This window comes from Ruegeria sp. C5 (genome assembly GCF_056537605.1).
This window is the reverse complement of record NZ_JBQFRX010000005.1, coordinates 14,420-38,529: the sequence shown is the minus strand read 5'-3', so window position 1 is coordinate 38,529 and position 24,110 is coordinate 14,420. Positions and strand designations below refer to the sequence as shown.

23 protein-coding genes are annotated in these 24,110 nt (G+C 55.0%); 7 read left to right on the top strand and 16 right to left on the bottom strand.

Annotated elements, in window-relative coordinates; genetic code table 11:
• Positions 1 to 38 precede the first annotated feature (38 nt).
• The 6 genes from ACR0AW_RS16070 to ACR0AW_RS16045 all read left to right on the top strand — a co-directional run bounded on the left by ACR0AW_RS16070 (position 39) and on the right by ACR0AW_RS16045 (position 4,248).
• Positions 39 to 308 carry a potassium channel family protein gene (locus tag ACR0AW_RS16070; protein WP_480439390.1) on the top strand — a complete coding sequence of 90 codons (270 nt, stop codon included), beginning with the start codon at positions 39 to 41 and terminating at the stop codon, positions 306 to 308.
• A gap of 180 nt (positions 309 to 488) precedes the next feature.
• A complete protein-coding gene (locus ACR0AW_RS16065; protein ID WP_170733666.1) occupies positions 489 to 1,568 on the top strand; it encodes an AI-2E family transporter in 1,080 nt (359 codons plus the stop codon).
• A complete protein-coding gene (locus ACR0AW_RS16060) occupies positions 1,565 to 2,629 on the top strand; it encodes an HlyD family secretion protein (protein WP_170403695.1) in 1,065 nt (354 codons plus the stop codon). Before ACR0AW_RS16065 ends, ACR0AW_RS16060 begins: the two co-directional genes overlap by 4 nt.
• Positions 2,619 to 3,629 (top strand): DUF2955 domain-containing protein, encoded by a 1,011-nt coding sequence (locus ACR0AW_RS16055; protein WP_170733665.1) that lies wholly within the window; start codon positions 2,619 to 2,621, stop codon positions 3,627 to 3,629. Before ACR0AW_RS16060 ends, ACR0AW_RS16055 begins: the two co-directional genes overlap by 11 nt.
• Before the next feature lie 193 nt (positions 3,630 to 3,822).
• Positions 3,823 to 3,999, top strand: a complete 177-nt coding sequence (locus tag ACR0AW_RS16050; RefSeq protein WP_170733664.1) for a hypothetical protein — start codon at positions 3,823 to 3,825, stop codon at positions 3,997 to 3,999.
• Between the two features lie 126 nt (positions 4,000 to 4,125).
• The gene (locus ACR0AW_RS16045; RefSeq protein WP_170733750.1) at positions 4,126 to 4,248 is read left to right on the top strand and encodes a nuclear transport factor 2 family protein; all 123 of its coding nucleotides are present in this window, start codon (positions 4,126 to 4,128) and stop codon (positions 4,246 to 4,248) included.
• Positions 4,249 to 4,287: 39 nt separating this feature from the next.
• Here ACR0AW_RS16045 and ACR0AW_RS16040 read toward each other — a convergent pair whose 3' ends face one another.
• The 11 genes from ACR0AW_RS16040 to ACR0AW_RS15990 all read right to left on the bottom strand — a co-directional run bounded on the left by ACR0AW_RS16040 (position 4,288) and on the right by ACR0AW_RS15990 (position 13,909).
• A complete protein-coding gene (locus ACR0AW_RS16040) occupies positions 4,288 to 5,232 on the bottom strand; it encodes a YHYH protein (protein ID WP_170733663.1) in 945 nt (314 codons plus the stop codon).
• A 75-nt stretch (positions 5,233 to 5,307) separates the two neighbouring features.
• Positions 5,308 to 6,246 (bottom strand): 3,5-dioxohexanoate:acetyl-CoA acetone transferase, encoded by a 939-nt coding sequence (gene kce / locus ACR0AW_RS16035; RefSeq protein WP_170733662.1) that lies wholly within the window; start codon positions 6,244 to 6,246, stop codon positions 5,308 to 5,310.
• 4 nt (positions 6,247 to 6,250) lie between these two features.
• Entirely contained in the window at positions 6,251 to 7,279 is a 1,029-nt protein-coding gene (locus tag ACR0AW_RS16030) for a branched-chain amino acid ABC transporter permease (RefSeq protein WP_170733661.1), read from the bottom strand.
• Positions 7,276 to 8,139: a branched-chain amino acid ABC transporter permease gene (locus ACR0AW_RS16025; protein ID WP_170733660.1), complete on the bottom strand. Its 864-nt coding sequence runs from the start codon at positions 8,137 to 8,139 to the stop codon at positions 7,276 to 7,278. Before ACR0AW_RS16025 ends, ACR0AW_RS16030 begins: the two co-directional genes overlap by 4 nt.
• Position 8,140: 1 nt before the next feature.
• Positions 8,141 to 8,848, bottom strand: a complete 708-nt coding sequence (locus ACR0AW_RS16020; RefSeq protein WP_170424709.1) for a branched-chain amino acid ABC transporter ATP-binding protein — start codon at positions 8,846 to 8,848, stop codon at positions 8,141 to 8,143.
• Positions 8,841 to 9,569 (bottom strand): ABC transporter ATP-binding protein, encoded by a 729-nt coding sequence (locus ACR0AW_RS16015; protein ID WP_170733659.1) that lies wholly within the window; start codon positions 9,567 to 9,569, stop codon positions 8,841 to 8,843. The genes ACR0AW_RS16020 and ACR0AW_RS16015 overlap by 8 nt, the downstream gene beginning before the upstream one ends.
• 49 nt (positions 9,570 to 9,618) lie before the next feature.
• Positions 9,619 to 10,899 carry an ABC transporter substrate-binding protein gene (locus ACR0AW_RS16010; protein WP_170733658.1) on the bottom strand — a complete coding sequence of 427 codons (1,281 nt, stop codon included), beginning with the start codon at positions 10,897 to 10,899 and terminating at the stop codon, positions 9,619 to 9,621.
• Between the two features lie 43 nt (positions 10,900 to 10,942).
• Complete coding sequence (locus tag ACR0AW_RS16005) at positions 10,943 to 11,866, bottom strand: 3-hydroxyacyl-CoA dehydrogenase family protein (protein ID WP_170733657.1); 924 nt, start codon at positions 11,864 to 11,866, stop codon at positions 10,943 to 10,945.
• A gap of 3 nt (positions 11,867 to 11,869) precedes the next feature.
• Positions 11,870 to 12,655, bottom strand: coding sequence for an SDR family oxidoreductase (locus ACR0AW_RS16000; protein WP_170733656.1), 786 nt, complete (start codon positions 12,653 to 12,655; stop codon positions 11,870 to 11,872).
• 11 nt (positions 12,656 to 12,666) lie between these two features.
• Positions 12,667 to 13,011 carry a cupin domain-containing protein gene (locus tag ACR0AW_RS15995; protein ID WP_170733655.1) on the bottom strand — a complete coding sequence of 115 codons (345 nt, stop codon included), beginning with the start codon at positions 13,009 to 13,011 and terminating at the stop codon, positions 12,667 to 12,669.
• A gap of 61 nt (positions 13,012 to 13,072) precedes the next feature.
• Positions 13,073 to 13,909, bottom strand: coding sequence for a cyclase family protein (locus tag ACR0AW_RS15990; RefSeq protein WP_480439395.1), 837 nt, complete (start codon positions 13,907 to 13,909; stop codon positions 13,073 to 13,075).
• Positions 13,910 to 14,126: 217 nt separating this feature from the next.
• On the opposite strand from ACR0AW_RS15990, the gene ACR0AW_RS15985 reads away from it, so the two are divergent.
• The gene (locus ACR0AW_RS15985) at positions 14,127 to 14,873 is read left to right on the top strand and encodes an IclR family transcriptional regulator (protein WP_170733654.1); all 747 of its coding nucleotides are present in this window, start codon (positions 14,127 to 14,129) and stop codon (positions 14,871 to 14,873) included.
• 986 nt (positions 14,874 to 15,859) lie between these two features.
• Here ACR0AW_RS15985 and ACR0AW_RS15980 read toward each other — a convergent pair.
• The 5 genes from ACR0AW_RS15980 to ACR0AW_RS15960 are packed head-to-tail and all read right to left on the bottom strand — an operon-like array spanning position 15,860 to position 24,056.
• Positions 15,860 to 18,520, bottom strand: coding sequence for a nitrate reductase (locus ACR0AW_RS15980; RefSeq protein ID WP_170733653.1), 2,661 nt, complete (start codon positions 18,518 to 18,520; stop codon positions 15,860 to 15,862).
• Entirely contained in the window at positions 18,520 to 18,852 is a 333-nt protein-coding gene (gene nirD, locus ACR0AW_RS15975; RefSeq protein ID WP_170392822.1) for a nitrite reductase small subunit NirD, read from the bottom strand. Before nirD ends, ACR0AW_RS15980 begins: the two co-directional genes overlap by 1 nt.
• The gene (gene nirB, locus ACR0AW_RS15970; protein ID WP_170733652.1) at positions 18,849 to 21,284 is read right to left on the bottom strand and encodes a nitrite reductase large subunit NirB; all 2,436 of its coding nucleotides are present in this window, start codon (positions 21,282 to 21,284) and stop codon (positions 18,849 to 18,851) included. Before nirB ends, nirD begins: the two co-directional genes overlap by 4 nt.
• A 4-nt stretch (positions 21,285 to 21,288) precedes the next feature.
• A complete protein-coding gene (locus ACR0AW_RS15965) occupies positions 21,289 to 22,968 on the bottom strand; it encodes an ABC transporter ATP-binding protein (RefSeq protein ID WP_170733651.1) in 1,680 nt (559 codons plus the stop codon).
• A 5-nt stretch (positions 22,969 to 22,973) separates the two neighbouring features.
• Positions 22,974 to 24,056, bottom strand: coding sequence for an ABC transporter permease (locus ACR0AW_RS15960; protein WP_170733650.1), 1,083 nt, complete (start codon positions 24,054 to 24,056; stop codon positions 22,974 to 22,976).
• Positions 24,057 to 24,110: the final 54 nt, after the last annotated feature.

Genomic DNA, 24,110 nt, shown 5'->3' with positions numbered 1-24,110 from the left:
TAACACGTGGGATAGGCGTCGCTTTCAAGGACGGTAGAGTGAAAGGCCTTCTTGCCTTCACAGTCGGAATGATTTTATGGGCCTCGGTCTTCTACCACTTTGTCGAAGGTTGGAGTTGGTTAGACTCGATCTACTTTTCCGTAGTGACAATTTCGACCGTAGGGTTCGGTGACTTCTCACCTGAAACTGCGGCGGGGAAAATCTTCACAATGGTGTATATCATTGTAGGCTTGGGTGTTTTCGTGACTGCGGCGACCACAGTGGCAGATACAATCTTGTCCCAAGACGACGAAAAAACGGACAAATAGATTATCCCAAATTAAGGCAATTTGAGTTCATGCGCAGGTATCAGTGCGACCGCGCATCTGAAACCGTGCCTCGGATTCACTCGTACCTTCAAACTGATAGATGATCGCCGAAAACTCAAAAAATATACATATTACGTTTTTTGAGTGTATTGTTTGGAAAACAGATAGTGGAGGGATGGAATGGAAAAGACCCAGGACGCGAAGATTGTCGACCTCGCGATACGATTGCTCTTTCTCGGATTATTCCTCTACAGCGCCTTGGTAATGGTGGCTCCGCTTGCAAGCATAGTCATCTGGGCGACGATCCTCTGCGTCGCGCTTTACCCGGCATTTGATTGGCTACAATCAAAGCTAGGAGGGCGGAAAAAGCTTGCCACAACGATCTTGGTTTTGTTGGGCCTTGTTCTGACCCTCGGGCCAGTCGCAACTGCGGTATCTGGAGCCGCAGAACTTGGGTCTGAATTCGCTGAACAAGCAGACAAGGGTGAATTGAAAATCCCCCCTGCGCCCGAGGGGATCAAGGAATTGCCGTTGGTTGGAAATAAAATCTCCGATGTCTGGGGAATGTTTGAGCGCAATCTTGACGGCGCGCTTGCAAAATACGGCGCGCAAATCCTTGAGATAACCAAATCGCTCTTCGGAAAGGTGCTGGGCATTGGTATCGGGCTTCTTGGCTTAGCTCTGTCCGTGTTGATTATGGGGGCATTGTTCAGCCCGGGGCCAAATTTGGTCCAGGGTCTTCAGCGCTTTGCCAACCGTGTCTTTGCACCACGCGGCGGTGAATTCGTGACACTGGCAGGCGCAACGATCCGGAACGTTACAAAAGGCGTGATTGGCGTAGCAGCCATTCAGGCTGTTTTCGTTTGGATACTGCTGGCGTTGTTTGGGATTTCTTCGGCCGCCACGCTGGCATTTGTCTGCCTCATACTCTCGATTATCCAAATCGGGCCCGGACTGGTTCTGATACCCGTTATTATCTACGCTTGGAGTTCTATGTCCGGCGGAACTGCTCTGATCTTCACCATATTGGCCGTTCCCGTCATGATAATGGACAGTTTCCTAAGACCCGTGTTCATCTCAAAAGGCCTTGAGACTCCCATGCTGGTCATCCTCATCGGTGTTCTCGGAGGTATGATGGCGTATGGTTTGATCGGCGTTTTTATGGGGCCGGTTCTCTTTGCTGTCTTCTATGAGCTGTTCAAGGTTTGGATTGATACCTCACCTGAAGCCGAGGGCACTGTTGAAGGTGCGGCGAAATGAGGAAAACGATATGGACAACCCTGGCTGTCATTCTGATTTTTCTTGTCTGGTATCTGGTCGCTGATCGAAAAACGCCATTTACCGGGAACGCCAGAGTAAAAGCGGTGGCCACCCAAATCGTGCCTCAGGTGACCGGAACGGTAACGGAAGTTTTGGTAGAAAACGGCCAAGTCGTTTCGGCAGGTGATGTTCTGGTTCGAATAGATTCCAGACCCTACGAAATCGAGCGTTCAAAGGCGGAAGCTGATCTTGAAGCGGCGACCCAAGAGGTGGGTGCGTCTTCGGCAGAGGTAAGTGCGGCACAAGCCAAACTCGCAAGGGCGCAGAGCGATCTGGATACGATGCGCATTCAGACGGAACGTGTATTTGCGCTTGAAAAGAAAGGGTTGATTGCCGTCTCAAAGGCCGATGATGCACGAGGACAACTGGCAGAATCTGAGGCAAACTTTGAGAACGCAAAAGCTGATTTGGAAAAAGCGAAGCAAAGGCTTGGTGACGATGGGATTGAAAACCCGAAAATCCAGCGCGCACTGGCGGCCTTGGCGGATGCGGAATTGAACCTTGAATGGACCGAATTGCGTGCTCCGGCGACAGGTGTCATTTCTAATCTGCTGATTGCCCCCGGAACGTATGCGCGATCCGGTCAGGATCTTTTGACGTTTCTGGATGCAACCGACGTCTGGATAGAGGCGTATTTTACCGAGAACAATCTGGGAAGAGCTTCAATAGGGTCTCCGGTTGATGTGGTGTTGGATATGCATCCAGGTAAGATTGTTCCGGGCGTCATTGAGAGCTTTAGTGCTGCTGTTTCTTTGAGTGGCGGTGATGAGCCGGGGCAATTGGCGAGCCCGCCAAGCACCAAGGGATTTTTGCGGGAGCCTGAAAGGTTTCCGGTCAGGATTGTTTTACCCGGCTATGAAGCTGGAAGTGCCGAAGACGATCTTCGCTTTCAACTGAACGGGCAGGCCGATGTGATCATGTATCTAAGCGACAACTCGTTGCTGAACCTCGTAGGCCGCGCCTACATCCGCGTGGTTTCAATCTTCTCCTATGCGTACTGAGGATCAAAGCTCTGTCACCCGGCTTGCACTGGGTGTTACGGGTGTCTTTGCATTGGGCCTATTTCTTGGGTGGCCCCTTGCCGTTGTTGGGGCGGTGTTCACTGCCCTTTTCCTTCAAGCACCTGCGGCACTACCTATGGCAGCATTTGGTAAACTGTTTGTCTTCTCGATTGGATTGATGTTCATTTCATTCCTTTTGTCGTCAATCTTCTCACCTTATCCTCTTGTGTTTCTAATTCTGGTGGCCATTGGAATAATCCTGTCTTTCATTTGGTCAGTTTCCGGTGCCGGAGTATTGCCGGGTGTCATCGCTCTCATGGGGGCGTTGATGATTCCGAATTTGGTGCTGCAATCACAGGATCTGGCTCTGGTGCTCGTGTATTGGATCCCGTTGAACCTGCTGTTTGCTGGCTTCGTATCGACGCTGATGTTCGTGTTGATACCCGCTGCACCTCAAACGGCACCTAAAAAGAAAGCGGCAACATCGCCGGACTTCGACTCACATCGCCGAATAGTCAGGATGTCTCTGGTCACAGTGCCCTTTGCTATGGCGTTCTTTATTTCCGGCGCTTCTGCTTTGTTGGTTCTGTTTTTTGTCGCCCTGCTGAGCCAGCAACTTGCGGCAATGCCTGCTGCAGGCAAAGCAGTTGCAAAAGCAATGCTGACGGCAAATCTACTTGGGGCGGCAGTCTCCATCATATGCTATGAAATAAACGTAATAGCTCCGGTTATTCTAACCCCCATTCTGCTGTGTTTTTTCTTTTGCCTAACACTCGGAGCACTTGGAAAGTCAAAAGTCCCGCTCGCCGCCGCCGCCGGTTCCGCTATTACAACAGCTCTGATTGTATATGGCGGTTCGGTTGCGCCGTTTTCAGACGAGGCTGACGTCAAGAGCATCACTCGCGTATTGCAAGTCGCCAGCGCCGCTTTTTTTGTAATCATCGCATATGTCGTGGTGGATGAATTCTGGCCAGAAAAAGAGCGCCAGGCGAGTCAATGACGTTAGTTGCGACAAAGCTTGGCGCTGAAACCAGCAGAGTTCCAGTTTGACCGATTTTTGCAACCATCGCTCGAATTGCAGCCCCGTATATGGTCCGATATCCAGCTTTGACTGCCCAGCTTAGTCTGATTCGTACGAAGCCGGTCGATACAGCCTGTTGCCATAACCCCAAATTGAGTTTCTGAGAAGGTTCATGGCACAAAACGACGAAATTCTTGCTGCGTCTGAAGAAATTTGTTCGGCGCTGAATAGCGTGTTCAACAAGAATCCGAGACCAATGATCAGCGTATGGTTACTTAGCCATGGCGTTACAGCGATGCGCCCCAATGGTGGGAGCGAAGTGGGCTTGGATACTATTTGGATTGCGTAGAAGAATGCCGCAGAATTTTTTGAATGTGGGATGGTTGAAATGAAGGAACGCATCATCTTCACATTTGGTGACTTTGTTTATGAAGTTGGGTTAGAAAAAGGGATTTTCCTCCCTTGAGGCAAACGGATCGAAGTCGCACACAGAGCCACAAACGTATTTCGCCGTATTGGGGGCAGTTGGACGATTGCCCATCACCACACAGACAAATCAGATGGCGCCATCAAAGCTTTTGAGAGCTTGGAAACTTGACTCTAATAGACTTTCGGTGATTGGAAGAGCCAAGACAACTCACCGCTTTTTGTCAAATGACTGGTCAGGTTGTCCGACCAAACAGTTTAGCACCCATGGATAGCTTGTAGTGACATAGTATCCATACTCACCATCCACAGTCATGCCATTGCACTCATCCAGATCGCCAGCCCCGGTGAACTCGTAGTCGTCGATGTATGTCCCGTCCGGAGTGCCACCCGGCCCTTTAGGCGGAGCAGGTCTCGGCGTGGTTTTAAGTTCATAGCCAGAGATCGCCGGTCTAATTTTGCCATCGCTGTCTTTGAATATCGTCCCGTAGATCGGAAAGCCGTCAGCTGCGAAGCCAATAACTGGTGACGGCTTATCAAGGTCGTGATCCAAAAACAGAGCATTTGGATTGGAATGGTAATGATACCTTCCGTCGGGCTGGGCGTGGGCATTGTGAAGATCCACACCAAAATACTGATCGTAGGACGGGGGATCGAGCAACCAAGGATCCGTGTCTCGACACCCCGCCAAAACGTTGCCATTCTTGTCTGCTCGCGGCCCGCTTGGGCGATAACACCCGGCCGAGAGCAAATCGACCGGCACGCCATTCAACAAAATGGCATCATAACTCCGTTGCGACAGTGCGGTTTGGTTGGGGGCTTTTTCTGGATTTCTGGGAACCCGAAAAGTGCCTGACAATTCCCTTACATCGTTGGCGAAGTTGGCTGTAGGCCCGTTGAAATCATGATTAGGAATGCCATTGGTCTTAAGAGTACACTGCTGACTATCTGCCGAGATTTCGAGTTCGGAGTTAAAATGTTGCTGGCGGGTGACGTCTTCCACTGAAGCGGAATACACGCCAGCATAGTCTGCACAATCTGCTGATCGGTTACTGAGCAAGAGATTGGTAATGTCCCGAGATGCGTTTTGCGCATGAGCCTGAACCGCCGTAAATCCTGTCAGAAGCGCACTGATTGTCAGAACTTTCAATCGCATGGCTCAAACTCCTTGGGCTTTCGTAAACTCCAAAAAAATGTCGGTCGAAGAGAGTAGTCATTGGTCATCCTACCTTCAGAAAGCGACGCGGTCTCCGCCTTTCAAGTCCAGAATTTCCCTTGCTTCATCTGGGGTTGCGACCTGACTGCCCAGATCTTCTATAATACGTCGGATTTTAACGACTTGCTGAGCGTTGCATTCGGCCAGTTTTCCACGAGAGATAAATAGGCTGTCTTCAAGACCGACCCGAAGGTTACCACCCATCTGGCTTGCCGTCGTGGCAAGAGACATCTGTGCTCCACCTGCTCCCAAGACCGACCACCGATAGTCGTCACCGAACAGCCGGTCAGCAGTACGTTTCATGAAGATCAGATTGTCGACTTCGGGTCCAATGCCCCCGAGAATGCCAAAGATGAACTGAATGAAAATGGGTGCCTTAAACAGCCCGATATCCATGCAGAATTTCAGGTTATACAAATGGCCCACATCGTAGCATTCATGTTCGAACTTGATGTCGTGCGGCGCAAGCGTTTCCGCCGCCTCGCGAATGTCCCGGAACGTATTGCGAAAGATGTTCTGATCGGAGTTCGCGACATAGTCTTTCTCCCAATCAAATTTCCAATCATCATCGCCATATCGGTGAGCCAGCGGATGAAACGAGAAGTTCATCGAACCCATATTCATCGAGCACATCTCGGGGCTGAAAGTCTTGGCCGGATTGATCCGGTCCTGAATGGGCAATGTCAGGGATCCACCGGTCGATAGGTTCACAACAGCGTCCGTTGCCTGTTTTATACGAGGCAGGAATGGCGCGAAGTCATCCGGATCGACCGATGGCGACCCGTTCTCAGGGTTGCGGGCATGGAGGTGTAGGATCGACGCTCCGGCCGCGGCGGCCCCGATCGCCTGCCGTGCGATGTCGTCGTAAGTGTACGGGAGCGCATCCGACATGGTTGGTGTGTGGATCGCTCCTGTTACAGCACATGTAATGATGGTCTTTTTCTGACGGGCCATAGGTTCAGTTTTCCTTGGATTGTCCGGTGTGCTTTACGCGATAGCCCAGCGGGAAAAGTTGCAGATCATAGCGGCTACGGATCACGCCCCAAATGCCTTTTGGCGCCTTGAGCATGACGACAATTGCGACCACGCCGAGAACGATCAGGTAAGTTGTTCCTAGGTCGGCCAGCGTTTCGCGCAGCGCAAAGAAGACGAGTGTGCCGATGATCGGGCCTTCGATGGTACCGATGCCGCCGATCACTACGATGAAGATGACGAAGGCAGTCCAATCATTGACGCTGAACGCCGCATCCGGCGATATGCGCAGCTTTTGCAAGAAGATCAGCGCGCCGATCATCGCCGTGAATGCCGACGTGACGACGTACACTATGAACTTCGTTCGCCAGATATCGATGCCAAGGCTACCGGCGGCCAGTTCGTTGTCCCGAATTGCCGTCAACGCCAAACCTTGGCGCGAACGCAGGAAGAGATACACGGCGGTTACAACCAGCACGGCGGCCCCGAGTGCCAGCCAATAGCTCAGCGCCTCACGCATCGCGCGCCCGGACGCCAGTGATTTCACGATGGCAACGGGCAGCGAAGATCCTGACCCTCCGCCAAGCGCTGAGATTTGCGCGAAGCTCAGCCGGAAGACTTCAGCGATGACCCAGGTGCCTATTGCAAAATATGCCCCCCGAAGCCTGAAGATCAGGACGGCGACCGGGATCGAGATCAACGCTCCCAGGACCCCTGCGGCTGCGATAGCAACCAATGGATGCAAACCGCCCAGCATCGTCAGTGCAAACAGCATATAGCCACCGAAGCCGACATAGGCCTGCTGACCGACCGACACGAGACCAGCGTAACCCGCCATGAGGTTCCAAATGGTGGCGAGGGATAGGTAGAGGAAAAGTTCACCCATCAGGCGCATGTCCGCGCGACCTGCCCACCAAGGGGCTGCAATTAAAACAAGCAAGCTGATTGCGGCCAGGATCGCAGCAACGCGGGCTGGTTTCGAAGAACGGGAAACCGAATATTCTTGGAGTTTCATCCGGATACCCTCGGGAAAAGGCCGTTTGGGCGCACCGCGAGAATGACAAGAAAGGCGATATGGCCGGCTAACAGTTGCCAACCCGGATCGATCTTGGCCCCAATAGTTTGCGCGACACCAAGGATGACGCCACCAATGAGTGTGCCCCAAAGATTGCCGAGCCCACCGATGATAACGGCCTCAAATCCAAAAATCAGGCGACCGCCACCGATGGACGGATCAAAGCTGGTCCGAATGCCAAGCAGGATACCGGCAATTGCGGTCACGCCCAGCGCCAGCGCCATGGCCAGTCCAAAGATATGCCGTCGATTGAGGCCCATAAGCTGTGCAATGTCTTGATTGTCGGACACAGCCCGAAAAGCTCGGCCAAGCGCGGTGTGATAGAAGGTCCATTGTAGCGCCCAGATCACCACGACAGCGATCCCGAAGGTCAGGAGCGGAAGAAGCCCAAGCGTCAACCCTCCAACAGCGACGCCCGCCGTTTCCAATGCGCCTGCATCAAGGTCCTGTGGGTCAGCAGTGAAGACCTCTAGCAACCCGTTCTGGACAATCACGCTCAGTCCGAAGGTGACAAGCAAGGGCGGAAGGATATCGTCGCCCAGAGTTTGGTTCAGCAGGCCGCGTTGAAGGGCGTATCCGATCAGCCCCATAGCAGGCACCACGACCACCAATGCGGCCATCGGATGCATCCCTGTGGCTGTCGTCACAGTCAGCCCCAGATACGCGGCCAGAACAATCAAATCGCCATGGGCGATATTGACGAGCCGCATGACTCCAAAGATCAACGACAGACCTGCGGCAAACAGCGCGTATAGCCCACCCAGCAAAGTTCCCTGCACGATAGCGTTCAGCCATTCCATATTATTCGATCCCGAAATACGCGCGCGAAATGTCTTCGCGCGAAACGGTGTCAGACGCGCTTTCCAGCGAAACGCGGCCCTCTTGCAGGCAATAGACCCGGCTTGAAACTGACAGTGCCTTGGTTATGTCCTGTTCGACGATGATTGCACTCATGCCCTCGCCGATGATGCCGGGCAGCGCTTCGTAGATGTCTTTGATGATGATCGGTGCCAGTCCGAGGCTGATTTCGTCGAAGAGGATCAGATCGGGGTTGGCCATCAGCGCACGCCCAATTGCAACCATCTGTTGCTGGCCACCCGAAAGCGATGTTGAGGCCTGATCTTTGCGCTCATCCAGGATCGGAAACAGGTCGTAGACAGCTTGCAGATCCCAGGGACCTTTGCGCCCAACCTGAGCACCGATCATTAGGTTTTCTTTGACCGATAAAGACGGAAACAGCTGACGACCTTCGGGCACCATCGCCAGACCTAATTCGGCGACTTCATCTGCGCGAAGGCAGCTGATGTCCCTGCCCCTGTATTGGATCTGCTCCGGTTGGTTCGCAAGCAACCCGGTGATGGAACGCATCAGGGTTGTCTTGCCTGCACCGTTCGCACCGATGATGGCCAGAACCTCGCCCTCGCCGACGTCCAGATCGACCTCATAAAGCGCTTGGAAATCACCATAGTAAGAATTCAAACCGCGTGTCTGGAGGATCGGATCAGGCATCAGCTTCGATCCCCAGATAGATTTCTTTGACTTCGGCGCTTTCCATGATTGCCTGCGGCTCTCCCTCGGCGATCTTCTTGCCAAAGTCGATAACGATCAGGCGGTCAACAACGGCCAGCAGCGCATGAACGACATGTTCGATCCAAATGATGGTAACGCCAGAGGCATGGATATCTTTGATGGTCTGAACCAGTGACTTGCACTCGGCTTCGGTCAAACCACCTGCAATCTCATCGAGCAACAGCAGTTTGGGCTTGGCACACAAAGCACGTGTCAGTTCCAGGCGTTTCCGTTCCAGCAATGTCAAGCTACCGGCAAGAACGTTTGCCTTGGGCAGCAGCTCTGTCTGGTCCAGAACTTCCAGACAAAAACGTTCTGCCTGATGTCCACGCATGCCCGCCGACTGCGTGGCGGCGATCATCGCGTTCTCAAAAACGGTCATGCCCGAAAACGGCTGCGGGACCTGAAAAGAACGCGCGATGCCTGCATGGCTGCGCTTTGCGGCGCTCCATTTAGTGACGTTCTGCCCATTGAATTCTATGACACCCGAGTTCGATCTGAGCGTCCCGGTGATCAGATTAAACATCGAGGTTTTACCGGCACCGTTCGGGCCGATTACCCCAAGTGCCTCGCCTTGCCGGACCTCATAGCTCATAGCATCGGCGACTGTGACCGCGCCAAATGCCTTGCTCAGGTCTTGGAGTCTCAAAATTGACGTCATGCTTCTCTCGGATGGAGGGTTCGGCGCAAGATCTGCGCCGAATGTCTGGTCAGCCCAGCAGTTTCATATCTGCCGTAATCGGAACTTCGGGCGCGGTGCTGTTTGCAACGATCTGCAACTCATACCCGTCACCGGACTTCTGCCACTGACCGCCGACTAACGGCGTTTTGGTGACGTTGTTCATCGGCCCATCACCCCAATTCACCGGCCCGACGATTGTGTTCAGGTTCGTGGACGTGATTGCCGAAATGATCGAAGACGGGTCTTCCAGATCATCCGCCCGCTTGATGACATCCGCGACGACCTCGAACAGAGCGTGTTTAAAGCCAAGGGGTTGGGTCCAAGGTCGACCCGACTCTGCCGTATAACCTTCGGCGAGGTCTTTCGAGGAAATGCCGGTGAGTGAGGACGAAAAAGGATGGTGTGGAGACCACCAGACCTCAGTCGACAACCCGTCACCACGGTCGCCCAGCGATTCAATGACCGACGGGAACAGCAGTGCTTTGCCAATGGTCACGACCTTCGGGTTGAACCCTTGCTGGGCAGCCTGGCTCCAGAACGTAGCGAAATCGGGTGGGATCATGTTGCCAGTAACGATTTCGCAACCAGCAGCCTTGAACGCAGCGATCTGGTTTGAGAAGTCGTCGGACAGAGGCTGATAGCGACCGGGATCGGTCAACGTGTACCCGGCGGCAGCGAGCGGTTTAGGCAGGCCCAGTTCCGCATCGCCCCAGGCATTGCCGTCGGCATCGTTGGGGAAAAGACCACCCACTGTCTTGGTCACGCTAGTCTTGTCCCACATGTCGAGGAACGCTGCGATCACGTCCTCCAAACCCCAAAAGAAGTGATAGGTCGTTTCAAAGCCCTCACCCGGAATACCGTTGCGGCCGAAGAAATACGGCTGCCACGGGCAGTCGGTCGTGATGCAAGGAACTTCGTTTATCTCTGCCTGATCGGCGACCGGGTTCACTGTGTCCGGGGTAGAAGCGGCGACAATGATATCGACCTCATCACCCAGGATCAGATCTGCGGCAACCTCGGCTGCGCGGTTCGGGTTGGACTGGCTGTCTTTTGAGATGATCTCGACATTCCAAGTCTTGCCGTTGTTCTCCATCCCGGCTGAGAATTCTTGTTGGATGGCCTGAAGCACGTATTCATCAGCCTCGGCAAAACCAGCCAGCGGTCCGGTGCGCGGGCTGACATTGCCGACACGCAAGGTCGGGTTCGCAGCATAAGCACGCGTCGCCTTCAGGATTGCCGGTGCCGCAATTGCTGCCGTTGCCCCGGCGATGAAACCACGTCTCGTGGCCGTTTTGAATGTCCTTGTCATTACGTCCTCCCTTCACCGGCCTCCCGCCAGTGTTTGATTGATCTTACAAAGTCTTTTCGAGATCTTTCAGATGTTTCGCGACACGTTGGCGAACCTGATCTGCCTCGCCCTCGGCCCATGTCCTGAACCCTTCGCCGGATTTCATGCCCAGCTTGCCCGCTTCGACAAGCGACTTAAGATAGGATGAAGGGCCCCTTTGTGCCTCAAGATCGTGCAGCACGTTTTCGTGGATATCGAGCGTCAGGTCAGTGCCGACCAGATCCGCGTTTTCCAGCGGACCAAGAACAGCAAGCCTGCGCCCAAAGCTGGACTTGATTACGGTATCGACGGCTTCGGCGTCACAAATACCGTTTTCCACCAGACTGACCGCTTCGCGCCACAACGCGTGCTGAAGACGATTGCCTATGAAACCAGGCACATCTTTTTCGACCATAACCGGCGTTTTCCCGGCATCTTTCAGCAGATCGAACATCGTCTGTGCGATCTCAGGGTCTGTCCACTGGGTCTTGATGACCTCGACCAAGGGGATCATGTGCGGCGGGTTCCACCAATGGGTTCCCAATGCCCGGTTTTTCAGCCGCAAACCGGACATGATCTGAGTGATCGGCATGACCGAGGTATTGGATGCGAGTATGCAAGTTTCTGGTGCATGCGCCTCGATCTCAGCAAAGATCGCTTGCTTGAGCTCCAACTTTTCCGGCGCCGCTTCGAACACTACGTCAGCGTTTCGAACAGCGCCTACTGTTGACCCGAAAATCTCAATCATCTTCAGGGCTTTTGTGATTGTAACCTCATCATCTCCCATTGCAGCCATACTGGTGCGAATGCGATCAGGCACGGTGGCTCGTGCCTCTTCAACGGGATCTGTGATGGCGACATATTGACCTGCCTTTGCCAACGTCAGTGCAATGCCGTGCCCCATTAGGCCCGCGCCAATTACGGCGATCTGCTGCTTCTTTCGCACCATCCGTTAACCCGCCGTATATCCGCCATCGGCATGCAGAATATGCCCGGTGTAAAAATCCGATGCGCGCGACGCGAGAAACAGGAGCGGACCCGCAAGGTCTTCTGGCTCACCCAGCCGCCCCTTTGGAACACGGGTCAAGAAGCCATCGCGCACTGCCTTCGCTTCGTCGGTGTCTTCAAACATCCAAGCCGTCAAAGGCGAACGGAACACTGTCGGTGCGATCGCGTTGACGGTGATCCCTGTCGGACCCAGCTCACATCCCAAGGCTTTGGTTATCCCGTTCACGGCGGCCTTTGACGCGCAATACGCCGTGTATCCGGCAGGGTGCCCAAGGATGCTGCGCGCGGAACTGACGAATATGATCTTGCCATATTCGCTTTGCTTCATGTGCGCTGCCGCTGCGCGCGCCAACAGCCAGCTTTGGTTCACGTTGGCGTCCATCACTGCACCAAAGGTTTCCGGCGCCATGTCGTTGATCAGAGCAACTTTGTTCATACCGGACGCGACAACGAGAATGTCGAGCTTGCCAAAGGTGTTGACGGCCTCATCAACCAATGCGTCACACGATGCTTCATCGGTCGGCCGGGTATTGATGGTCACGACCGTTGCGCCAAGTGCCTCGCACTCTTTGGCAATGCTATCGAGCGCCTCTTGGTTTCCCGCCGCCAAAAGAAGGTTGCAACCAGCCCCGGCCAAGACGCGTGCCGCAACCATTCCAAATGCGCCCGAAGCTCCGGTGATCAGTGCGACGTTGTCTCTGACGTCAAACATCTTGAGTGGATCAGACATTTTTTTCGTCCTTAGCTTTCTGGCGGATACGGAATGACAACCAGCATTTTGCAGGTGTGGTTGGCACGGTTTTCAATTTTACGCACTTCGCCCGGTGCGATCGTGCAGCTGTCCATGGGTCCAAGACTGGTTTCGGTGCAATCAACGATGACGGTCATCTCGCCCTCCAGAACGACGTAGACTTTCTCAAAAGGTGTAGAGTCTGGGCCTGCGCCACCACCTGGTAGGAACTGGCTGAAGCCAATCCACTGATTTGTCGGCCCACCTTCCTCAAACCCCTGCAAACGAAGCCCATGACACCCAAAGTGGTTCGGTGCTTCGTAGGGTAAGGCGTCTTGAAACCGCTTCAGATGCATGTCCATCTCCGCTCAGGTTTAGTGGCGGCCGCCGGTGAACCGGCGACCGGTCCGTGAGTGTTCAGAAGTCTTCACCAGCCTCGATGCGGTAGGACTGGTTCTTGTCGATCATCGCAACCAATCGGATGATACATCCGTCGCCACGGTCCCAATTCCAGGGGAAGAACGCGAAGGTACACCGCTTGCCGGTCACTGCATCCAAATCGCCGCCGACGTTTTCAATTCCGAGAATGCCCTTTGAGAACAGCATGTTGTGCACAGGCTCCCACTCTGGGAAATCAACTTCCCACGGTGTCCCGCCAGACCACTCAAGATACTCTTTTTCGAGATGAGGCATGATCGGACCATTTCGCTGCGGACCAATGGCCGTGGCCAGTGGGTGATCGTTCGCCTGGGTATCGTGGCCAACGACTTTAACGCCTTTCTCGATCATCCATTCAGCAGCGGAAGGAACGAGACCCGGGCAATAAGCAAAATAGTCGCCATCCTCATACTGCTTGTGCCAGCCGGTGTTGATGATCAGCACATCGCCTTTGCGGATTGCATGACCACAAGCCTTCTCCAGATCATCTCCGGTGATTTGCTCCCACTTCTTCTTGGGAACCGAGACGACCAATCCCGAACCGAAGAAATGCGGCAGCGGCACCTCGTCGATGAACGGCGTTCCCTGAACAACATGGGCCGGTGCATCAATATGAGTGGTCACGTGCATCGTCGTCGTAATTGTCTGAGACAACACGCCTGACTTGGCCATGTAGTGCTTTCGGTCGATCTGGACGTCCTTGAAATACGGCCAGTTGGGGCACTGAAACCCGTATCTGTGGCTCAGGTTATAAAACTCAAGCCCCATGTCGTTGTCGGTGTTTGCCTGAAACTCAATGCCACGGATATTGACCATTGGGCACATCTCCTCTGTTCGCCGACAACGCGGCGGTGTTCGCTTTTTAATTGTCTGGGTGGCCTCTCCACCTGTCCCGTATGATGATGCATACGCACCGCATTATGGTCAACCAAAAAACTCACTATACGGTTGACTTGCACCGCATTGTGATACAACAATAAAAAATCGCTAGGTATCCAGAGCTACGATACCAAGACAGGATGAGGTAGGTTAAATGTCTGAAAAAGCGGATAAAGGTGGCATTCAGGTTATTTCCAGAGCGGCCTCGATTTTGCGTGTTCTGAAAGAAAACCAATCCGGAATGAGCTTGGGAAAAATCGCCGAGCGTGTTGACCTGCCCCGCTCTACGGTACAGAGAATCACCAGCGCTCTTGCCGAGGAAAACCTTGTCATAGCGGATGCAAATGGGGGTGGTTTGAGGCTCGGTCCCGAACTAAGCGCTCTCGCGGACGCGGCGCAGTACAGCATCGTCGAACACTGCCGTCTGCTTTTGACGGAACTGACCCAAAAGACCGGGGAAACCACAGACCTAGCCGTCATGCGTGGGATTGGCATGGTTTTTTTAGATCAGGTCCCAGGTGTCTATCGATTAACGACCGTTTCGCAAGTGGGTGAGGTTTTTCCACTGACCACCACTGCAAATGGGAAAGCTTGTCTCGCTCAACTCGATGAAGGAGATGCAACAAAGCTTATTCAAAACGAATGGGAACGGAATGGTATCCAAAGAAACTTGGATGAGTTCCTTTCCGAACTGGACATGGTCCGCGAACGGGGCCTAGCCTATGATTTGGACGAGCATTCTGCTGGTGTATCGGCTATCGGCTTTTCTTTCGTCGACTGGGTCGGAGATCTACACGCGATCTCAATTCCAGTACCAACGACGCGATTTGCACGGCAAAGAGCAACCATCGAACAAGCGCTAATTGAGACGTCCACAAACATTCATCAAACCTTCCAGTGAGCAAAATAAGCTGATTTGGGACAGGTTGAAGTCGATGAACTACCTTTTCTAACAGTCCGCACTTCTGTCGGGGAAAGTCCAAACATGCCGCCTACCGGATGGCTGTTAGTTCAACATGGCCGCCAAGATTGATATCCGCCTCGAATTGCGATTTTCACAACCATTGGGTGTTTGCTGGCGTCATACCCAACCACGATCGTCGTTGAAGCGGTTTTATGTGAAACGATCTTTGGTTGGGTTATGGCCGTTCTGTGGAACAAGTGCGAAAGGCTGCCTCGGCGGACAAAACCGACATTTGCTTTATCTGGCTGAATGACCCCTTAAATCCCCGCCGCGGACATTCAAATTTCGGTAGATTGTGCGAATATGAATGCTCCGTCCGCTTCGACGGTTTAAACGTTAGCCGCGCACACCATTAGCGTCGCGCTTGCCGCGTTGATGGCCAGCGTAGTGTTATACAGCGTGGCCGGTCGTAGCAGCGACTTCTCATCCACATCATGAGGCAGTGCAGAAAGCGGGTCGATGAAAAAGATCAGCGCATCAAGGCGCCTTAAGCGATCATCGCACCGATTTGTGCGTCACCTCCGAGAGGACCATTTTTCAAACAGGTGATCTATAACCCGACTTCGGTAGCGATACGCCCCCCGGTCGTGCCGATGCCGGACAATTCCATTACGGCCACCGTAGGTTTTCGTATGCGTCTCAGGGGCATTCTAGCAGACCTAGAAAACTCTTGGTTCGGCCCTAAGCAGTCATCTGAAAACAGTCTTCGATGCTGCGCAGCGGCGCGCCAAAGAAGACATTCGCGGTCAACGCGAAATTCGAACACCGGGGAGGTCTTGAGCGTAGAGTGACGCCATCCTCGGACTGAACCGCCAGAACCGTCAACCAAGCTTAACCAGGTATGTGGTGTCGAGCGAAGGGATCCCGCATGTTCTTTAAAAGCCCACCTAAGCACACCGCCGTAATACTCGAGAACCGCGATTCTACCCCAGTAGTTCTTGCAGGGAATTCTTCGTTTTGTCGTGACTCAATTTCGAATGCTCGGCGATTAAATCAGCCAACTCTGGCCGACATGAACCGCAGTTCGTTCCCGCATTAAGGGCGCCTCCGATATCGTCCACATTGATCAAACACTTGTCGTGAATGGTGCGGATAAGGGTTTTTAGCCCGACCTCGAAACACGAACAAACGATTGGGCCGCAGTCCTCAGAATCAACAGAGGAATGGCCAGCCAGAATCTGCTGAGGCGTTACCTCAGGCAAAGTTGCCAAATAGTCTCGCATCAGGGTGATAGGTCGGCGCGAGACGAAGAGCACTGCCAGAATGCGCTGACCGTCTGACAGCGCAATTCTATAAGAGCCGCGTTTGGGATCTTCTACTGAAGTCGCCGCTGCATCCGGTAAACTAAACCAAACGCGAGCGGTCTTTTCCCAGTCTTCAATAATCTGGTTCCCTGCCAACTCCATCCTGTAGCCGTTGGTTGTTCTGGCTGTCGCCGAATACTCTGCTTCAGGGAACGCTGCATCGGCTGAAACGGCGAAACCGTACCATGCTGCTCTCATACGTCGAACAGATACCGCTGTTGATTTGCTTTCCGGCTGACCAGAAATCGGGTCAGTTACACTAGGAATTATCTCGTTTACACGGGCCGACGGTGCCGTTTCTCCGGTCCAATGAATGGGCGCAAACACATTGCCACGCGCAATAGATTCCGTAATGCGAAGCCGAAATATGCCGCTTCCGACTGAACTACTAACTTCGACCAAATCGGCAGGACCAAGCCCCAGTTGATCAACGTCCTTTGGGTTCATTTCCAAATAGGGCTCGGCAAGGTGGGCCGATAAACGAGGCGACAATCCGGATCGGGTCATGGTGTGCCACTGATCCCGATTTCTCCCTGTGTTCAACAGGAAAGGGTAGCGTTCTGATGGCTCTGCCTTGGGCGTTCGATGGGTGACCGGCACAAACCGCGCCTTGCCATCAGGATGAAAAAACTGCCCGTCTCCGAAGAAACGACCGTCAGTTTTCCGCGATGCCGTGGGCCATCGTGTCGGGCGCATCGCATCATAATCTTCGTCGTTGATGTCCGAAAAGCCAGCAATCTCAAAGTCTTTGCCAAATGAGACGGCAAGGGAGGACATGTTCGCATATTCCCTAAAAATCTGCGCCGCAGACTCATAGCTGAAGGCCTCGGCCCAACCCATGCGGCGGCCAACCTCGGCCAAGATATCCCAATCCGCTCGTGCCTGTCCCGGAGGGGTCAGAACGGCGCGTTGCCTGCTGATCATGCGGTCGGAATTGGTTGCTGTGCCGCTTTTTTCGCCCCATCCTGCTGCTGGAAGCAATACGTCTGCGAGACGCGCGGTGTCTGTTTGGGCAGTCAGGTCGCTTACAACGGTGAATGGGCAGTTTTTGATCGCCGCCTTGACTCGATCGGCGTCCGGCATCGTGGCCGCTGGATTGGTGTGGATGATCCAAAGTGCTTTGATCTGTCCATCTTTAACGTCGCGAAACATGTCGACAGCTTTGAGCCCTTGCTTTTCTGGCAGGATGGGCGCTTTCCAAAAGTCCCGGACGGCTGCTCTGTGGGCCTCGTTTTCGATATCCAGGTGACACGCAAGCATGTTGGCCAGACCGCCGACCTCTCGACCACCCATGGCGTTCGGTTGGCCGGTAACCGAGAACGGGCCCATCCCTGCGCGTCCGATGCGCCCCGTAGCCAGATGGCAGTTCAGGATCGCGTTGACTTTGTCTGTTCCGCTGGAGGATTGGTTTACGCCTTGACTGAAAATCGTAACAACCCGCTCGGTTCCAATCCACAGATCGCAAAACGCTTCGATTTCACCTTGGGTAAGTCCGGTCTCATCCGGATCATCAAGCTGTGCGAGTTCGAGGGCTTCAGTGTACCCTACGCTGCGATCCAGAAAATCCGGTGCCACATGCCCCGATTGGTGAATTCTGGTCAGCAGACGATTGAACAACGCCACGTCGCTGCCGGGTTGCAACGCCAGATGGAGATCGGCCTGATCGCAGCTGGCTGTTCGGCGCGGGTCGACAACCACAATCTTCGTACCGCGCGCCTGACGCGCAGCTATGATGCGTTGATAGAGAACGGGATGGCACCATGCGAGGTTTGAGCCAACCAAGACAACCAAATCAGCCTCATCCAGATCCTCATAAGTCCCGGGCACGGTATCTGTGCCAAAGGCGCGTTTGTGTCCGGCCACAGTTGACGCCATACACAGTCGAGAATTGGTGTCGATGTTGGCCGACCCCATAAAACCCTTCATCAGCTTGTTGGCGACGTAATAATCCTCTGTCAGCAACTGCCCCGAGACGTAAAATGCCACGCTGTCCGGTCCATGGTTCTTGATTGCGGCAGAAAACCGATCTGCGACCAGTTGCAACGCGTTGTCCCAGTTTGTGTCTCGGCCGAAGGCGCGAGGAGCCAGCAACCGATGTTCCAGCCCAACTGTTTCGCCCAAAGCCAATCCTTTCGAGCACAAACGCCCAAAATTCGCTGGATGATCCGGATCGCCGCGAACGGTCAAGCCTCCGGCCCCATCGTGCCGCAAAAGCACACCGCAGCCGACCCCGCAATAGGCGCAAGTCGAGCGAACTTCAGGCAGACCACTTCCGTCCATCAGGCGGCGCTCCGCCGGGTAACTGCGCTGTCGTCTAACAGGATACGGTCGTCTTCAATGCGCACGGGATAGATGGTGATGCGGCCATCATCCGCGCCTTGCGCCTCGCCCGTATTCAGGTCAAATACCCAATTGTGCAAAGGACAGGTCACCGACTGCCCGTGCACGATACCCTCAGACAAAGGACCGCCCTTGTGCGGACAGCTGTTGGTCGCGGCATAGACCTCCACCTCGGCAGTACGGAAGACAGCGATGCAGCCGATATGCGTCTTGACCAGACGCGCCCCACGCAAGGGAACCTCGTCGATATGTCCGATGTCGATCCAGCTCATTCCGCGGCCTCCAATGTGAAATCTGCAATTGGCGCGTAGGTTTGCGCTTTTTCTTTGACGTGTTCGGCCCACGGGTCTTTGCGGTAGATGTTTTGCGACAATTCGAACCGCGCGACGAGGGCCGCGCGATTTTCAAGGTCGTCCACGACCTGCACCTTGACCCAGTCCATGCCCACCTTACCCAGCCATTTATACAGGCGATCCAGATATTTACCGCCTTCTCGATAGGCCTGCGTGACGGCCATCACGATCTCGATCGCTTCTTCTTCGGCAGGAATCTGACAGAGTAGCTCGGTCTCTTTGACATCCATCCCTGCGGCCCCGCCGATGCTGATCTGATAGCCAGATTCGACGCAGACTACGCCGATATCCTTGCAGGTCGCCTCGGCACAGTTTCGAGGGCAGCCAGATACGGCCAGCTTCAGCTTGTGCGGCGTCCACGACCCCCACAGGATTCTTTCAAGCTTTATGCCAAGCCCGGTGCTGTCCTGAGTACCAAACCGGCAATGATCGGTGCCGACGCAGGTTTTGACCGTGCGCAGACCTTTGGAATAGGCGTGGCCAGAGACCAGCCCGGCTTTGTTCAGGTCTGACCACATGGCGGGCAGATCTTCGCCTTTGACGCCCAGCAGATCGATCCGCTGACCGCCCGTGACCTTGACGGTGGGAACATCGTATTTATCCGCCGCATCTGCAATCGCGCGCAGTTCGTCGGGCGTGGTGATCCCGCCCCACATACGCGGTACAACGCTGAACGTGCCATCCTTCTGGATGTTGGCGTGTTTGCGTTCATTGACGAAACGGCTTTGTGGGTCGTCTTGGTATTCCAGCGGCCAGTCGGCCAGCAGGTAGTAGTTGATCGCGGGCCGACAGACATGGCAGCCATTTGGCGTCGTCCAACCCAGTTCCTGCCAGACGGCAGCCTGACTTTTTAACTCCTGCCCTTTGATCAGGCGTCGCACATCCTCATGAGTCAGGTCGGTGCATCCGCAGACCGGCTGCGCGGCAGGCATCTGGAACGCGTCGCCCAGAGTGACCTGCAACAATTGCTCAACCAATCCTGTGCAAGTTCCGCAGGATGCGCTAGCCTTTGTGGTCGTGCGCACCGCGCCCAGATCACCCGCCCCCGCATTGATCGCCTCGACGATGTCACCTTTGCATACGCCGTTGCAGCCGCAAATCTCCGCCTCATGCGGCAATGCTGCAACGGCTGAGAGAGGGTCCGCAGTGTCGCCCCCCTGATATGCGGGTCCAAAGATCAGCGTCTCGCGCATTTCTTCTACGCTGGCGCCGTCTTTGATGAGGCCAAAGAACCAGCTGCCATCAGTGGTGTCACCATACATGACCGCGCCGACCAGCCGATCCTCTTCAATCACAAGCCGTTTGTAGACCCCGCGCGAGGGGTCGCGGAACACGATATCCTCGCGCCCAGGCCCATCCGCAAAATCCCCCGCACTGAACAGATCGCAGCCGGTGACCTTCAACTTGGTCGATAGGGTTTTCTGAGCAAACGCAGCCTCTTCACCCAACAAAGCCTGCGCAGCCACTTTCGCCTGATCGTAAAGCGGCGCGACAAGACCGAAGACCGCCCCGTCATGTTCGACGCATTCACCTACCGCAAAGACATCCGAATCCGAAGTCAGCATCTGGTCATCCACATGGATACCGCGCCCGGTGGCCAGCCCAGCCTCTTGCGCCAGAGCTGTGTTGGGGCGGATACCCACGGCCATGACAAGCAGATCACAGGGCAATTCGGTCCCGTCGTCCAGAAGCAGCGCGCGGACCTTTCCGTCCTGTCCGAGGATTTCTTTAGAGTTCGCCTGCAGGCAAATCCTGATGCCTTTGTCTTCCAGCGATTTCTTCAGCAGGTAGCCTGCGGCCTCGTCCAGCTGTCGCTCCATCAGGTGACCCATGATATGCACCACCGTCACGTCAACGCCATGGGCAGCCATACCCGCGGCGGCCTCGAGCCCCAGCAAGCCGCCGCCAATCACGACCACCTTGTTGTCAGGGCCCATGCCCATCATCTGCATGGTGTCTTCCAGATCGCGGTAGGCAATCACACCCTCCAGATCATGCCCTGGCAGAGGGATCATGAACGGGTTAGACCCTGTCGCAATCACCAGCTTGTCATAGGGAACGTGGCCGTTCTGACCTTCGACCACCTTCATCTCGCGGTCGATCTTCGCGACCTTTTCACCAAAGCGGCAGGCAATGCCCCGCGCGGCATACCAGGCGTCGTCATGGGTGACGATCTCTTCATAGGTTTTCTCGCCCGACAGTACCGGGCTGAGCATGATACGGTTGTAGTTCCCGCGCGGCTCGGCATTGAACAGGGTGATGTCGAACGCATCCGGCGCGGCGTCGGTCAGGTGTTCCAACACCCGGCCTGAGGCCATACCCGCGCCTATGACAACAAGTCTTTGCTTCATGATTTCACTCCGCTGCAATCGCCTTGGGGGCGGGTGTTTTTGGCATGGCGCCATGTTCATATTCTTCGAGGAAATCGAGGACTTCCTGCCGGTAAGCATAGTAATCCGGGTGCTCCAGCAGGGCTTTGCGCGTGCGCGGACGCGGCAGCTCAACCTTGGTGATCTTGCCAATCGTTGCCTGCGGACCGTTGGTCATCATCACCACGCGATCGGCCAGTAAGATCGCCTCATCCACGTCGTGGGTAACGCAGATCGCAGTGACCTTGGTGCGGGACCAGACCTCCATCAGGACTTCCTGTAATTCCCATCGGGTCAGGCTGTCGAGCATGCCGAAGGGCTCATCGAGCAACAGCAGTTTGGGGGACAAAGCAAAAGCACGGGCGATGCCGACGCGTTGCTTCATGCCGTTCGATAGGTCGCTTGCGGATTTGTCCATCGCGTCAGCCAAACCGACGCGTTCCAGATAGTATTCAACAACATCTTGACGCTCGGCCATGCTGGCCTTTGGATAGACCTTGTCCACCCCAATCGCGACGTTCTCCATGGCGGTTAACCATGGGAACAGGTTGGGGGATTGGAACACCACCGCGCGTTCGGGATCGGCCCCTTCGACGTGACGGCCATCCAGCTTGATCGCACCCTTCGAGATGTCGTTCAGCCCCGCCGCCATGGTCAAAACCGTGGACTTGCCACAACCCGAATGGCCGATCAGCGAGATGAACTCGCCCTTGTCGATCTTCAGTTCGAAATCCTCGACCACGGTCAGAGGGCCTTTGGGCGTCGGATACACCTTGTGAAGCTGCGAGAAGTCGAGGAAGCGGTTGTCGATCAGCCCCTTTTGCGCCTCGGCCACTGCCGTTGGAACACCGTGGATTGGGGTGACATCCGGGAGAATACGCGAGCCTTCGACCTTGGCCTCGATCCCCACATCCATCAGGTATTTGGTAACGTCCGCGCGCAGGCGTTTGAAAGTCTCGTCATTGTTCATCGCAGCGCGTTCGCGCGGACGCGGGATTGAGACAGGGAATTCCTGCCCCAGCGTGCCATCCGGGTTCAGGGCAATGATACGGTCGGCCAGAATGATCGCCTCATCAACGTCATTGGTGATGAGGACACAAGTTTTCTTGTCGGCTTCCCAGATATGTTCGATCTCATCGGCCAGATTGGCGCGGGTCAGCGCGTCTAGCGCCGACAGAGGCTCATCCAGCAACAAAACCTCGGGGTTCATCGACAACGCACGCGCCACGTTGACCCGCTGGCGCATCCCACCCGACAGCTCTGCCGGTCGGCGCGTCGCGGCGTGACTGAGGCCGACCATCTTGACGTAATGCGCGACTTTTTCGGCCTTCTCGGTCTTGCTGAGACCCGGAAATACCGTATCCACCGCCAACCCCACATTGCCACTGACCGTCAGCCAGGGCATCAGCGAGTAGTTCTGGAAAATCACGCCACGCTCAGGGCCCGGCCCTTTGATCGTAGTGCCTTTGAAGGTGACCTCTCCGCCGGTTGGGGTGTCCAGCCCGGCCATTAGATTGATAAGGGTGGTTTTGCCGGTGCCGGAAAAACCGAGGATCACCAGAAACTCACCCTCTTGCACGTTAAGATCGATGCCTTTCAGCACATCCGTGCGAGCGGTGCCTTCACCGAAGGATTTCGAGGCGTTCTTGAAACTTAGGATGCTCATCGCACTCACCGGTTGTTTGTGAAGGTAAACAGGGATTGCAGCGCGTACATCACTCGGTCCAGCAGGAAGCCGATGATACCGATGGTGAAGACCGCAACCATGATCTTGGCGAGCGAACTGGAGGAACCGTTCTGGAACTCATCCCAGACAAATTTGCCCAGACCGGGGTTCTGCGCTAGCATTTCCGCCGCAATCAGAACCATCCAGCCGACGCCCAGTGACAGGCGCAGGCCGGTGAAGATCAGAGGCAGGGCAGAGGGCAGCACCAGTTTGGTGATCTTGGTATAGGTGTTCATTTTCAGGACTTTGGAGACATTCACCAGGTCCTTATCGATGGAGGCTACACCCAAAGATGTATTGATCAATGTGGGCCATAGCGAACACAGGGTCACGGTAATGGCCGAGATCAGGAAGGATTTCGCGAACCAACCGTCATTGGTGACGTAAACGGCCGAGACGATCATCGTGACGATCGGCAACCAGGCCAGAGGCGAGACCGGTTTGAAGATCTGGATTAGCGGGTTTAGGGCTGCATTTGCAGTCGGAGACAGGCCGGCCGCGATACCAAGTGGGACCGCGATGACGGTGGCGATCAGAAACCCAAAAAACACTGTTTTGATCGAAGTCCAGATTTGCTGGTAATAGGTCGGAGCACCCGTGAAGGCGACCTCTTTCACTTTCTCCGGCTGGCCAGCGTCAATGAATTTCTGATTGCGCTTCTCGACCATGGCCTCGAACCTCGCGCGTTTGGCCGCTTTGGCCTTGGCATCCTGGTTCAGGCTGACCATCTCTTCCCAAACCTGCGCCGGCCCCGGAACCGCGCCGAGAGAGGTCTGCACCTTGGGGGCCAGCGTTCCCCACAGCAACAAGAAGGCGCAGATCGACAACAGAGGCACGATCAGCAACCGCCAGATCTCGGTCATCTGTGCGCGCGGGTTGTCCCCGGCGGCGGCTTTCAGGACCGGGGTAGCCCAGCTGAGACCCAGAACCTGGAACCATTTGTCGGCTGCATTGATGCGGGTGAAAAGGCGGGCGCGACGTTCCTCTCGGGCAGCGTCTGCGTTGAATTCGGGATCGACCGTTGTCATCTGATGTGTCCTTGCGATGGCGGGGCACTTTGGGGGCTGCGCCCGGCGCGGGCC